Genomic DNA, 12738 nt, shown 5'->3' on the forward strand with positions numbered 1-12738 from the left:
GTCGTGCCGTCCCCCCTGGAGCAGCCCAACCCCTACGCCCTGCCGGCGACCACCCACGCCTACCTGGCCCGGTCCGCGGAGTCGCTGAGCGAGGCGATCGCCGCGACCGAGGTCACCGAGCGCTACGCCCACGCCCACGTCGCCGCGCTCCGCGCAGCCGCCGCCCTGCTGGCGGCCCGCGCCCGGCCGGCGCCGGCCCGGCGGCGCCCCCAGAAGAACGCCTGGGTGCTGCTGACCGAGGTCGCTCCCGAGCTGGAGGAGTGGGCGCGGTTCTTCGCGGCCGGTGCCGCGAAGCGGGCGGCGGCCGAGGCCGGCTCGCGCCGCGCCGTGACCGAGCGGGAGGCCGACGACCTCGTGCGCGACTCCGACCGGTTCCTCGCCGTGGTCGAGCAGGCGCTCGGGCTGGTGCCGCACGCGCCGGTCCAGGTGCACGTCGTGCGCCGGGTGGGGTGAGCACCCGGTGGCCCTAGGCTGGGCGCCATGCCCGTCACCGAGCGTCCCGGCGACCGACCCAGCGAGCGGGACCGCCCCAGCGAGAGGCGCGGAGCCGCGCGCACGGCGGTCGTCTGGTCGGCGTTGCGCCCGGTGCTCGGCGGCGGCCCGCTCGACGTGCTGGACATCGGCGGCGGCACCGGCGGCTTCGCCGTCCGCGTCGCCGAGCAGGGCCACCGGGTCACGGTGGTCGACCCCAGTCCCGACGCCCTGGCCTCGCTCGGCCGACGTGCCCGCGAGCTCGGGGTGGAGGTGGCGGCCCAGCAGGGCGACCTCTCGACCCTGGTCGACGTCACCGGCGCCGACGCCGCCGACGTCGTGCTCTGCCACGGTGTCCTCGAGGTCGTCGAGGACCCCGCGGCCGCGCTGCGGAGCCTGCGTGCCGTGCTGCGGCCCGGGGGCACGCTCAGCCTGCTCGTCGCCCAGCGGCACGCCGCGGTCGTGGCGCGGGCGATGGCCGGCCACTTCCAGCAGGCCCTGGCCATGCTCGACGAGGGCGCGACGACCGGCGCCCCGGCCGGCCGGTCCGGGAGCCGGTTCACCCGCGACGAGGTCGGTGCCCTGCTCGAGGACGCCGGCTTCGAGGTGGCCTCGGTCCACGGCGTCCGCGTCTTCGCCGACCTCGTCCCCGGCTCGTTGCTGGACCTCGAGCCCGGCGCCGCCGGTGCGCTCGTCGACCTCGAGCAGGCCGTCGCGGCCCGCCCGGAGTACCTCCCGCTCGCCACGCAGCTGCACCTGCTCGCTCGCTGACGCCCGCCGGCCGGCGCCCGCGCGGGCCGGAGCGCGGTGAGCGGGACGGTGGGCGGACCCGCCGGCGGCGGCGCCGCCGGGGACGACCGGTCGTGGGACTGCCCGATCCTCCACGTCGACATGGACGCGTTCTTCGCCTCGGTGGCGCTCCGGGAGCGGCCCGACCTCCAGGACGTCCCGGCCGCGGTCGGTGGCGGCCACCGCGGCGTGGTCCTCTCGGCCAACTACGCCGCCCGCGCCTACGGCGTGCGCGGCGGGATGCCGGGGGTGCGTGCACGGCGCCTCTGCCCGCAACTGGTGTCGGTGCCCGGCGACCACGCGGCGTTCTCGTCGGTCTCCACGGCACTGCGCGAGATCTTCCGGCGGGTCACGCCGCTGGTGGAGATGGCCTCGCTCGACGAGGCGTTCCTCGACGTGCGCGGGTCGACGCGGCTGCTCGGCTCGCCGCGGACGATCGCGGAGCTGGTCCGGGCGACGGTGCAGGAGGAGCAGCGCATCACCTGCTCCGCCGGCGTCGCCCCGACGGTCTCGGTGGCCAAGCTGGCCAGCCGCCGGGCCAAGCCCGACGGTGTGGTCGTGGTGCCGCCGGAGGAGGTCGTCGACTTCCTGCACGGCCTCGACGTCGGTGAGCTCTACGGCGTGGGCGACAGCACCGCCCGCAAGCTCCGGCGGATCGGCCTCACCACGGTCCGCCAGCTCGCCCACGCACCCTTCGAGGAGATACGTGGCGCGGTCGGGACGGCGGCCGCTCGCCAGCTGCAGGTGCTCGCTTGGGGTCGCGACCGCTCGCAGCTCCACGAGCGGCGCGGCCCCCAGGAGCCGGACCGCTCGATGGGCGCCCAGCGGACGTTCGCCCGGGACCTGACCGCCCGTGCGGACGTCCTGCGCGAGGTGCTCGCCCTGGCGGAGAGGGTCACGCGGCGGCTGCGCGCCGGCGGAGTGGCCGGACGCACGGTGGTGCTCACCGTCCGCTACACCGACTTCACCACCCTCACCCGGTCCAAGGCGCTGCCGGAGCCGACCGACGTCACCCAGGAGGTGTACGTCGCGGCCGTCGCGCTGCACGACGCGCTGCGCCAGGGTCGCTCCGGTGGCCGGGCCGGAGCGGCGCTGCGCCTGGTCGGGGTGCGGGTCGAGGGTCTCGTGCCGAGCACGCGGGTCCAGCGCCAGCGCGTGCTCGGGGAGCGGGAGCACGGGTGGTCCGACGTCGACCGGGCGGCCGACCGGGCGGGCGCCCGGTTCGGCAGCGGAGCGGTGCGCCCGGCCACCCTGCTGCCGGGCGCGGACCGGGCGAGGCGAGCAAAATCCTGAGGCGCCTACCGTGTTGCGGACGGCCTGCCTAGACTTGCTCCACGGCCCACGCAGGGACGTATTCGGCTCGTGAGACCAGTGGAGGACCGGTGCCACTCTCGGAAGAGGAGCTGCGACTGCTCGAGCAGATGGAGCGCGCACTCTCGGAGGAGGATCCGAAGTTCGCCTCCACACTGCGCGGGACGTCGCTGCGACGCTCGGCGCGACGTCGCGCGATCCTCGCCGGGGCCGGCTTCGTGGTCGGGGTCGCCGTCCTGATGACCGGTGCGGTCAGCCAGGTCGCGCTCGTCGGGGTCGTCGGGTTCGTCATCATGCTCGGCTCCGCGACCGTCGCCCTCACCGCGATGCGCGGACAGGCCGCAGCAGCGGCCGCCGCCCCCACGGACCCGCGGCAGGCGGCCCACCCCTCGCGCGGCTTCACCGTCATCGACGGCGGCCGCAAGGGACGCTCCGGTCGCACCCGCCGCTCGCGCCGCACGTCCGGCTCCTTCATGGAGCGCATGGAGCAGCGGTGGCGCCACCGTCGGGAGCAGAACGGCGGCTTCTGAGCCGCACGCTCCCCGGGTCATTGACCCGGTGAGCAGGACCTCCGGGCGACCGGGTGGGCCGAACCCTGTGCGTCCCCGGCGCCCGCGTCCGGTGCCGCGGCTGCAGCGGCTGCCCCCCGCGCGACCCGTGCGCCGCCCACGTCGCGTCGGCGGGAGCGACGTCGGGCCCCCGCCCCCGTCCCGGTCGCCCGCACCGGGTCCCGGGCCGTCGCCCGAGCGCCGCTCAGCTGGTGACGTGGTCGACCACGGCGCCGTACCGCGCGCCGCCCGCACCGGCGCCGGGGGAGCCGGTCGCCGGGGTGCTCCGCACGAGCACCGACCGGGGGAACCAGGTGGCGAGGCGCCGCGCCCGTCGCGGTGCCCCGTCGCGCAGCGCCTCGGTCACGGTCTCGACCTCGGCGCGGAGCGCACCGGTCGCGTCCGCGCCGCGCGGGGAGTAGCGCAGCACCTCCAGCGCAGCCACCATCCGGTCGAGGGCACGGACGGCGTCCGGGGCGAGGGAGGGTCCTCGGGGCGGGGGCTCCGCGGTGTGCTCACCGGCCGGGGCACCGAGGTGCTGGGCCACCCAGTCGCCGGTCTGCCGAGGGGTCCGGGAGTACGGCCACGCGAGCCCGAGGTCCAGGGCGGTGTCGCGTACCTCGTCCCACGCCGGTTCGGGGCCGGCCGACAGGCGACGGTCCCTGCGCCGGGTCCGGACGGCACGCGGCACGAGCGCCAGTGCGAGAAGGAGGCCTCCGCCGACGCCGCCGCCGAGGACCGGCAGCAGCCAGGCCCGGTCGTCCTGGTCCGCGGCGGCGTCGTCGACCTGGTCCTCCTCGGTGGCGTCCGCGCGCTGCTCCTGGGCGCGGTCGGCCTGGCGGGGGGCCGGGCCGATGCTCGAGTCGGGGACCTGGGGGTCCGGCGCCTGGACGTCCTGGCGGGTCCACGTCGGCGCGCCCTGGGTCCGGGCGGCCGGCGTGGGCTCGAAGCGGACCCAGCCGCTGCCGGCGAAGAACAGCTCCGGCCAGGCGTGGAGGTCGTGCGCGCTGAACTCCCAGGTGTCCCGCCCGACGCTCTCGGGACCCAGGAAGCCCACTGCGACGCGGGCGGGGATGTCCACCAGCCGGGCCAGGACCGCCATGGAGGCGGCGTACTGCTCGCAGTAGCCCCGGCGACCCTCCGGGCTCAGGAAGGAGGCGAGGTCGCCGCTGCTCGTGCCCGCGTCCGCGCTCGTGTCGTACACGAAGCCACCGGTCTCGCGGAACCAGCGCTGCAGGGCCACCGCCTTCTCGTAGCGGGTGCTGGCCTCGCGGGTAACCTGCACCGCCAGGTCGCGGACCTCCGTCGGGAGGTCGGCCGGGACGTCGGTGTAGGTGCTCGGCACCGAGACGCCGGCGGCCGGCGCGCGGGCCATGTCGGTGGCGTCGTAGGAGAGCTCGAGGCCCGTCATCTGGTAGCTGAGGCCCGCGGAGTCCAGGTCGTCGTCGGCCGCGATGAAGTCGCGGGTCTCGGTGTCGTAGCGCCAGTCGCCGACCGCCTGGACCCGGCTGCTCGTCGTCCACGTCGGGAGCCAATCGGACTTGAAGGTCTCGTAGACGTCGACGTCGTAGTCGTAGGCGCGGCGCCCGAGCGCGGGGTCGACGCCCTGCAGCGGCGGCAGCGCGCCGTCGGCGGCGTTCCCCTCCGGGACCTTGCGGTTGCCGGCGCTCCAGGTCTCGCCGTTGAAGGAGGTGAGCGCGGTGGTCCGCAGGTACGACGGGTCGGGGTCGTCGGTGGTCAGTCGCAGCAGCGGCTCGTCGGGGCCCAGGACCAGGTCCTGCTTGAGGTCGGCGAGCGGGTTGGTCAGCGTGATGTCGTCGTCGCCCCCGGGGCCCGCGCCGAAGTCGACCAGCCGCAGGTCGAGGGTGGGGACCGCGAGCGGCACCGCGACGGCGAGCGCGGTCGCGACCCCGCCGATGGCCCCGGCCGTCCTGCGGGCCCGGCCGGTGCGGACGTCGAAGCCCAGCGGGTGCTGGTCGCCCAGGGCACGACCCCAGCGCGTGACCCGCTCGCTCTCGTGCAGGTAGAGCACGAGCAGGAAGCCGGCGGCGGTCAGCACGAACACCCATCCGGAGAGCTCGCCGCCGATGACGCTGACCGGGACGCTGTAGATCGTGAGCAGCGGCAGGCCGGCCAGCGAGACGCGGCGCAGCGTGGACACCAGCACGTCGACCAGCAGGAAGCAGCCGAGGCCGCCGGCGAGGAGCAGGGGATCGACGGGCGGCACATCGCCCGGCACCGGAGGCGCGTACTGGTTCGCGCTGTCGACGGCGCCGCGGAGAGCCGCGTCGAGCTCGACCCACCCGGGACCGAGCGGCACGGGGTAGCCGGTGATCGACAGGCTGGTGACGACACCGCCGGTGAGCACCTGGAGCAGGACGACCAACGGGCGCGGCACGCGGGCCCAGCGGGCCAGGGCGCCGGTGGCCGCGACGACGAGGCCGATGACGGCGAGCGGGCCGAGGTAGCGGCCCGGGACCTCGGTGAAGGGACGCCACGACATCGTCGCGACCCACGTGGTCGCCGCAGCGGCCAGCGAGATCGCCAGCGTGGTGCGCAGGTTCGCGCGACGGGTGCTCATCCGACGACCTCCTGGGCGGCTGCCTGCGACGCCGTGGCCTCGTGGGCCGCGACGTGGGGGACGGTGTCGGGTCCCCGGACGGCCGAGCCCTGGCCGGCGGCCGAGCCCAGCTCCTGCCAGACCGACTCGAGCCGGTCCCGCGGGCCGAGCGCGGTCGCGCGCCAGCCCTGCTGCACCAGCACGGGGACCGACGCCCCCGGAGCACCGGACCGGTCCCCGGGACCGGCGGTCGCCCGACCACCGGCGGCGGCCCAGGCGTCCACGTCGACGGCCACCGCGAGCCCGGCCCCGGCGTGGTTGCGCATCCTGCGCAGCACGGGCACGTCCACCGCCCCCACCGCGCCGAGCACGGCGACGGTCAGCCCGCCGTGACCCTGCTCGCCGAGCCAGGACCCGTCGAGGCGGGGCGTCGCGATCGGCCGCAGCACGGCGAGCGCCTCGAGCAGCGGGCCCTCGCCGACGTCGGCGTCGCGCTGGTGCCACGCGCTGCCGTGGTCCTCACCGGCCGCCGTGACGAGGCGGACGGCGAAGCCGCGCCGGCACAGGTGGACCGCGATCGACGCCGCGGCCGAGACGGCCGCCTCGATGGAGGAGGCGACGCCCTGGCCGCGGTGCACGCCGGCGCGGTTGTCGATGAACAGGGTCGCCCGGGACTGCCAGGGCTGCTCCTCGCGGCGCACCATCAGCTCCCCGGTACGGGCCGAGCTGCGCCAGTGCACCCGGCGCAGGTCGTCGCCCCGGCGGTACTCGCGGACCGTGACGTCCTCGGCGGAGCCGGTCGCGAACGCGCGGGGGCGGTTGTCGCCGGCGCCGGTCCAGCCGCCCCCCAGCGGGATCGAGGGCAGCACGACGGTGCGGGGGGTGACCGTGAGCGCCGCGGTGGTCTGGAACGCCCGGCCGAGCTCGACGAGGCCGAACGGGTCGGCCACCCGGACCGACATCGGCCCCAGCTCGAAGCGACCGCGCACGTCCGAGCGCACCTGGTAGGCGACCTGCCGCTTCCACCCGTGGGAGATGCCCTCGAGCACGAAGCGGGGGCGGGAGCCCAGCACGTAGGGGACCTGGTCCTCGAGGAGCAGCAGACCGCTGGGGGCGCGGCCCTCGTTGGTCAGCGTCAGGCTGACCCGGGCCGGCTGGCCGGCGCCGACCACCTGGGGGGCGACGGTGCGCACCAGTGCCAGCTTGTAGCGGCTGCGGGACAGCACGGCGGCGGTCAGCAGGGGCAGGGCCAGCACGAGCACGCCCACCCGGTTCAGGGCCGGCTGCCCCAGCACGACGGCGCACACGATGGCGGTCACCCCGGCGGCCACGAAGGCCCGGCCGCGGACGGTCAGGCCGGCGAGCGCCTCACGCACGGTGCTTCCCGTGGAGGCCTGCGGCGGACCGGCCGGAGCCGTGCCGCGTCATGTCCGGTGCCCGTCGGGCACCGGGACGGAGGCGAGCACGCCCTCCAGCACGGTGCTGGTGGAGCGCCCGCTCATCGCCGCCTCGACGCTCGGCAGCAGCCGGTGCGCCAGGACCGGTCGGGCGAGGGCGACGACGTCGTCGGGCAGGACGTAGTCGCGGCCGTGCATGGCGGCGTACGCCTTGGCCGCGCGGACCAGGTGGAGCGTCGCGCGCGGCGACGCGCCCAGCGTGAGGTCGCTGGTACGACGCGTGGCGCCGGTGAGCGCGACGACGTAGCGCTGCACGGCGTCCGAGACGTGCACCTGGCCGACAATCGCGGTGAGCTTGCGGATCTCTGCGGCGTCGGTCACCGGCTCGAGGTCCTCGAGGGGGCTGGCGCCGGTGTGCGAGGCGATCATCGCGATCTCCGCGGCCTCGACCGGGTAGCCGACCGACACCCGCGCCATGAACCGGTCCCGCTGCGCCTCCGGCAGGGCGTAGGTGCCCTCCATCTCGATGGGGTTCTGCGTCGCGATGACCATGAAGGGCGTGTCGAGCTGGTAGGTGGTGCCGTCGACGGTGACCTGGCGCTCCTCCATGCACTCCAGCAGTGCCGACTGGGTCTTGGGGGAGGCGCGGTTGATCTCGTCGCCGACCACGATGTTGGCGAAGATGCCGCCGGGCCGGAACTCGAACTCGCGGGTGTCCTGGTTGAAGACCGAGACACCGGTGACGTCGGAGGGCAGCAGGTCCGGCGTGAACTGGATGCGCCGCACGGTGGAGTCGATGCTCCGGGCGAGCGCCTTGCTCAGCATGGTCTTGCCGACGCCCGGCACGTCCTCGATGAGCAGGTGCCCCTCCGCGAGCAGCACGACCAGCGAGGACGACACCACGTCGGGCTTGCCCTCGATCACCCGCTCAATGTTGGAGCGGATGCGCGTGACCACGTGCGCGAGCGTCTCGAGGTCCGCGCCTCCCGCCGTCGGAGTACCCACGTCGACCCTTCCCGTCCCGTCCAGCCCTGCGCACCACCGTATTCGGTGGCGGCAACCTACGCCGCTCCACGAGCTCCGGCGACGTCCTCGACGGGTCCGCCCCACCCCTCCTCCCCACCACGCCCCACCCCTCCTCCCCACCGGCGCCCCACCGCAATGCCGCGGGTGGGCCGGAGCGGTCGGAAGTCGCCGCTGACCTGCGCCGACGGCCCGGGTGTCGGTGGCGCTCGCGTACGCCACCGCGGGGGCGGGGAGCGGCGTCGTACGCCGGAAAAAGGGGCGTGGACACGCTCGATGTGGTTGACGGTGGGGAGAAGTGGGTTAAAGTGGTGCGAAGTGGAGGAAGTGGCCGTGACGGAGGTGCCCGATGTTCTTCATGGGCACCTACACCCCCCGGCTCGACGAGAAGGGGCGGCTCTTCCTCCCGGCGAAGTTCAGGGAGCGACTGTCGGAGGGGCTCGTGGTGACGCAGGGTCAGGAGAACTGCCTGGTCGTGTGGCCGACCGACGTCTTCATGCAGGAGGCGCAGCGCGCCCGGGCGACGCCGATGACCAACCGCTCGGCACGTGAGTACGCCCGCGTGCTCTTCGCCGGCGCGGACGAGGGACAGCTCGACAAGCAGGGGCGCATCTCGATCCCCGCGACCCTGCGCGACTACGCATCGCTCGAGAAGGACGTGGTCGTCATCGGCGTCATGGACCGGATCGAGATCTGGGACCCGGCCCGGTGGCAGGACTTCTCCGCCGAGGCCCAGCGCAAGTTCGCCGAGCTCGACGAGGCCGGGGACGACTGACCGGCCCCACCCCGCCCCACCGGGCACCACCCGCAGCACCCGAACCGAAGAACGGATCCGCAGGGCCAGGTCTCTGGCCCGCTCTCCCCGCCAGCTGGCGCACCTTCCCCGGTGCCAGGTGGCGGCACTTCCCCACCGGGGGAGCGGGCAGGAGACCTGGCCCTGCGGCACCGCAGCACCACGCAGCACCACGCACCACCACCGCGCACCACCGAACTCAGCAGGGGTCGAATCCGATGAGCACCACGCACGTGACGTCCGCCAGGACGAGCGACGGTGCCGTCCCGCGGGTACGGCACCAGGCCCGCGACGCGGCCGTGCTCATGGTGTTCTCCGCGGCCACCTCGATCTCGCTGGCCGTCACGCTCCTCCTGCTCGCCCGGCTCGGGAGCTGAGCCCGCGATGAGCGCGCCCCGCCACGTCCCGGTGCTGCTCGACCGGGTCGTCGCCCTCCTGCAGCCCGCCCTCGACCACGACGGCGCCGTCCTCGTCGACTGCACCCTCGGTCTCGGCGGCCACACCGAGGCGGTCCTGGAGCGCTGCACCGGCGCCCGGGTCATCGGTGTCGACCGCGACCCCGAGGCGCTGCGCCGGGCCGGCGAGCGGCTCGCGCCGCACGGCGACCGCTTCACCGGCGTCCACGCCGTGTACGACGAGCTGCCCGACGTGCTCGACGACCTCGGGCTCGCCAGCGTCGACGCCGTCCTGTTCGACCTCGGCGTGTCCTCCATGCAGCTCGACGTGCGCGAGCGGGGCTTCGCCTACGCCGAGGACGCCCCGCTCGACATGCGGATGGACGGCACCACCGGCCCCACGGCGGCCGACGTGCTCAACACCTACTCCGCCGGAGAGCTGACCCGCGTGCTCCGCGACTACGGCGAGGAGCGGTTCGCCAAGAAGATCGCCCACGCGATCGTGAGGCGCCGCGAGACCGAGCCGTTCACCACCTCCGGCCCGCTGGTCGAGCTGCTGTACGCCGAGATCCCGGCGCCGGCGCGCCGTACCGGCGGGCACCCGGCCAAGCGGACCTTCCAGGCCCTGCGCATGGAGGTCAACGACGAGCTGGCCGTGCTCCGTCGAGCGATCCCCGCGGCGATCGACGCCATCGGGGTCGGCGGCCGCGTGGTGGTCGAGTCCTACCACTCCCTCGAGGACCGGCTGGTCAAGCAGGCGTTCACCGCCGCGACCCGGTCCACCGTCCCGATCGACCTGCCGTTCGTGCCCGAGGGGAGCGAGCCGGCCCTGCGCCTGGTCACCCGCGGTGCCGAGCAGGCCGACGAGGACGAGATCGCCCAGAACCCGCGAGCGGCCTCGGTCCGCCTGCGTGCCATCGAACGGCTTCGCGCATCCCAGGGAGCAGCCTCATGAGCACCACGTCCAGCGCCGCGTCGCAGATCCGGCACCGCGTCCCGCGCCTGGCCGAGGCGGCCGTCGAGCGGGCCCGCCTCACCGTCGTCCCGCGCCGTCGCGTCCGTGCCGCACGAGTCCCCTTCGTGACCCTGGTGAGCCTGGTGCTGCTCGGCGGCGTCGTCGGGCTGCTGCTGTTCAACACCCAGATGCAGCAGGCGTCCTTCGCCGCCACGGCCCTCGAGCAGCAGGCGGGCAACCTCGCCGCCCGCGAGCAGACCCTGACGATGGAGATCGAGCGCCTGCGCGACCCGCAGACCATCGCGGCGCGCGCCACCAAGCTCGGGATGGTCGTCGCCCCGGCGCCCGCGTTCCTCGACCTCGACACGGGCGCGGTCGAGGGCACGCCCGCGCCGGCCGGCGACGGCACCTCGCTGCGGATCCGCCCGCGCCCCCCGGTGCTCCCGCCCTCCCTCGACCCGACGCCCACCGTGGTGACCGACCTCCGGCCCGGAGCCGTGCCGCCCGAGGGCGTGCTGCCCGAGGACCGAAACTCCGGCGACACGGGCCGCGGTGACGGCCAGGGACGCGGTGACGGGGGTAGAACTTCACAGGAGTCACAGCAGTCCCAGGGCTCCCAGGGCCAGCAGGACCGCCAGCAGGACCGCCAGCAGGACCGCCAGCAGAACCGCCGCTGACCACTCACCTCGATCAGGACCCAGGGAGACCCCGTGCGACGTACCCGCCCGACCAGCGGACGGCGCGGCGCCCTGCGCGGGTCCCCGCAGCTCCGGCTGCGCGTGGGGTTCATCCTGATCGCGATCGTGCTGTCGGTCTTCGGTGGCCGGCTGGTGCAGCTGCAGGGCCTGGACCCGCGGTCGTACGCCGCGATGGCGGCCGCCGAGGGCACCGAGAAGGTCGTCCTCCCCGCGGTCCGCGGCGACATCGTCGACCGCAACGGCAAGCCGCTCGCGGACTCCGTCGACGGGCTGATGGTCGTCGCCGACCCCTTCCTGACCGCCGACAAGGCCCAGGAGATGGCGACGTTCCTCGCCCGTCGGCTCGACGTCGACTACGTGCAGACGCTCGAGCGGCTCCGCGAGGAGGACAGCCGGTACGAGTACATCGCCCGGCAGGTCCCCTCCACCCTCGCCACGGACGTGCTCAGCGAGGCACGTGAGCTCGGGTACGACGGCCTCATCACGCAGCGCGACCCGGTGCGGGAGTACCCCGCCGGCGACGTGGCCGCGAACATCGTCGGCGCCCTCGGCACCCCCGACCCGGAGAAGGGCGACCAGCCGCTCGTCGGTCTCGAGCTCGCCCTCAACTCCTGGCTCGCCGGCACCGACGGCTCGGCCCGCTACGCAGTGGGCGGCGGCAACAAGCTCCCGCTCGGCGAGAACGTCGAGGTGCCGCCGGTCGACGGCAAGGACGTCGAGACGACGCTGGACCGCGAGATGCAGTGGTACGCCCAGCGCGTGCTGCGCCAGACCGTGGAGGACGCCGGCGGCACGTCGGGCTACGCGGTGGTCCTGGACACCCGCACCGGCGACGTGCTCGCGCTGGCCGACACCCCGACGTTCGACGCGAACGCGCCGGAGCTCGCCGACAAGCCCGACCTGGTCTCCCGCGCCCTCGGCGACGTCTACGAGCCCGGGTCGGTGGAGAAGGTGCTGACCGTCGCGGGCCTCCTCGACGCCGGCAAGGTCACGCCCCGGACCAAGATCACGGTGCCCCCGCTGCTGCACCGCCAGGACCGCCCGATCGGCGACTGGTGGGACCACGAGGAGATCAAGCTGACCCTGGCCGGGGTGCTGGCCAAGTCCTCCAACATCGGCACGGTGCTCGCGGCCGACAACTTCGACGAGGGGCAGATGCGCGACTACCTCGTCGACTTCGGGCTCGGGTCCCGCACCGGTCTCGGCGTGCCCGGCGAGTCGGCCGGCATCCTGCCCGACGGCAGCGCGTGGACCAGCCAGACCGAGGACCGCATCGCGTTCGGCCAGGCGCTCTCGGTCAACGCGATGCAGATGGCCGCCGCGGTCAACACCATCGCCAACGGCGGCGTGCGGGTCGACCCCAGCATCATCCGGGGGACCGCCACGCTCACCGACGGCACCGAGGTCGGCACCGGCACCGCGACCCGCCGGCGCGTGGTCAGCGAGCAGGCCGCCCGCCAGACGGCGCGGATGATGGAGCTGGTCGTCGACCCCGACGTCGGAGTCGCCCCCGCCGCGGCGGTGCCCGGCTACCGGGTCGCCGGCAAGACCGGCACGGCCCAGCGTGCGGTCGACGGCGGCTACGAGGGCACCACGGTGTCCTTCGCCGGCTTCGCCCCGGCGGACGAGCCGCGGTTCACCGTGTACGTCGTCGTGCAGGAGCCCGACGCGGGCGGCGGCGGCTCGGTCGCGGGCCCCGCCTTCGCCAAGCTGATGAGCTACGCGCTGCGCCGGTACGGCGTCCCGCCCACGGGCACCGAGCCGTCGCGCCTGCCGGTCGAGTGGTGAGCCGCGGCGA

Annotated in this window: 12 protein-coding genes; 9 read left to right on the forward strand and 3 right to left on the reverse strand. The window is 75.1% G+C overall.

All coding sequences use genetic code 11. The annotated features are described in order from the left end of the window. The first annotated feature begins 3 nt into the window (after positions 1-3). The 4 genes from AB0N29_RS04295 to AB0N29_RS04310 all read left to right on the forward strand — a co-directional run bounded on the left by AB0N29_RS04295 (position 4) and on the right by AB0N29_RS04310 (position 3101). The gene (locus AB0N29_RS04295) at positions 4-453 is read left to right on the forward strand and encodes an SAV_6107 family HEPN domain-containing protein (RefSeq protein ID WP_302270758.1); all 450 of its coding nucleotides are present in this window, start codon (positions 4-6) and stop codon (positions 451-453) included. Positions 454-480: 27 nt separating this feature from the next. Next, positions 481-1242 (forward strand): methyltransferase domain-containing protein, encoded by a 762-nt coding sequence (locus tag AB0N29_RS04300; RefSeq protein ID WP_364864375.1) that lies wholly within the window; start codon positions 481-483, stop codon positions 1240-1242. 36 nt (positions 1243-1278) lie between these two features. Continuing rightward, the gene (gene dinB / locus AB0N29_RS04305) at positions 1279-2553 is read left to right on the forward strand and encodes a DNA polymerase IV (protein ID WP_364864377.1); all 1275 of its coding nucleotides are present in this window, start codon (positions 1279-1281) and stop codon (positions 2551-2553) included. 89 nt (positions 2554-2642) lie between these two features. After that, positions 2643-3101 (forward strand): DUF3040 domain-containing protein, encoded by a 459-nt coding sequence (locus tag AB0N29_RS04310; RefSeq protein WP_302270761.1) that lies wholly within the window; start codon positions 2643-2645, stop codon positions 3099-3101. Positions 3102-3324: 223 nt separating this feature from the next. Here AB0N29_RS04310 and AB0N29_RS04315 read toward each other — a convergent pair whose 3' ends face one another. From AB0N29_RS04315 to AB0N29_RS04325, 3 genes are read right to left on the reverse strand one after another with little or no spacing between them, the layout of a single operon-like run. After that, entirely contained in the window at positions 3325-5700 is a 2376-nt protein-coding gene (locus AB0N29_RS04315) for a DUF3488 and transglutaminase-like domain-containing protein (protein ID WP_364864380.1), read from the reverse strand. Then, the gene (locus AB0N29_RS04320) at positions 5697-7055 is read right to left on the reverse strand and encodes a DUF58 domain-containing protein (protein WP_364864382.1); all 1359 of its coding nucleotides are present in this window, start codon (positions 7053-7055) and stop codon (positions 5697-5699) included. Before AB0N29_RS04320 ends, AB0N29_RS04315 begins: the two co-directional genes overlap by 4 nt. Positions 7056-7103: 48 nt before the next feature. Continuing rightward, positions 7104-8081, reverse strand: a complete 978-nt coding sequence (locus AB0N29_RS04325; RefSeq protein WP_302270764.1) for a MoxR family ATPase — start codon at positions 8079-8081, stop codon at positions 7104-7106. A 367-nt stretch (positions 8082-8448) separates the two neighbouring features. Between AB0N29_RS04325 and mraZ the strand changes: the two genes are divergently transcribed. From mraZ to AB0N29_RS04350, 5 genes are all read left to right on the forward strand, one after another. After that, positions 8449-8874, forward strand: coding sequence for a division/cell wall cluster transcriptional repressor MraZ (mraZ, locus tag AB0N29_RS04330; RefSeq protein ID WP_302270766.1), 426 nt, complete (start codon positions 8449-8451; stop codon positions 8872-8874). A gap of 236 nt (positions 8875-9110) precedes the next feature. After that, a complete protein-coding gene (locus AB0N29_RS04335) occupies positions 9111-9269 on the forward strand; it encodes a hypothetical protein (RefSeq protein ID WP_302270768.1) in 159 nt (52 codons plus the stop codon). 7 nt (positions 9270-9276) lie between these two features. Beyond that, positions 9277-10242, forward strand: coding sequence for a 16S rRNA (cytosine(1402)-N(4))-methyltransferase RsmH (gene rsmH / locus AB0N29_RS04340; RefSeq protein ID WP_302270770.1), 966 nt, complete (start codon positions 9277-9279; stop codon positions 10240-10242). Then, positions 10239-10919, forward strand: coding sequence for a hypothetical protein (locus tag AB0N29_RS04345; protein WP_364864386.1), 681 nt, complete (start codon positions 10239-10241; stop codon positions 10917-10919). Before rsmH ends, AB0N29_RS04345 begins: the two co-directional genes overlap by 4 nt. Positions 10920-10952: 33 nt before the next feature. Next, positions 10953-12728, forward strand: a complete 1776-nt coding sequence (locus AB0N29_RS04350; protein WP_302270772.1) for a penicillin-binding protein 2 — start codon at positions 10953-10955, stop codon at positions 12726-12728. Positions 12729-12738: the final 10 nt, after the last annotated feature.

Source organism: Nocardioides sp. NPDC092400 (assembly GCF_040684155.1).
In the GTDB taxonomy this organism is placed as follows: Bacteria; Actinomycetota; Actinomycetes; order Propionibacteriales; family Nocardioidaceae; genus Nocardioides.

What these genes read in the sequence shown, in the direction of transcription:
- AB0N29_RS04300 (WP_364864375.1), top strand. Translation starts at nt 481, where the DNA reads ATGCCCGTCACCGAGCGTCCCGGCGACCGACCCAGCGAGCGGGACCGC.
- AB0N29_RS04315 (WP_364864380.1), bottom strand. Translation starts at nt 5,700, where the DNA reads ATGAGCACCCGTCGCGCGAACCTGCGCACCACGCTGGCGATCTCGCTG.
- mraZ (WP_302270766.1), top strand. Translation starts at nt 8,449, where the DNA reads ATGTTCTTCATGGGCACCTACACCCCCCGGCTCGACGAGAAGGGGCGG.
- AB0N29_RS04335 (WP_302270768.1), top strand. Translation starts at nt 9,111, where the DNA reads ATGAGCACCACGCACGTGACGTCCGCCAGGACGAGCGACGGTGCCGTC.
- rsmH (WP_302270770.1), top strand. Translation starts at nt 9,277, where the DNA reads ATGAGCGCGCCCCGCCACGTCCCGGTGCTGCTCGACCGGGTCGTCGCC.
- AB0N29_RS04345 (WP_364864386.1), top strand. Translation starts at nt 10,239, where the DNA reads ATGAGCACCACGTCCAGCGCCGCGTCGCAGATCCGGCACCGCGTCCCG.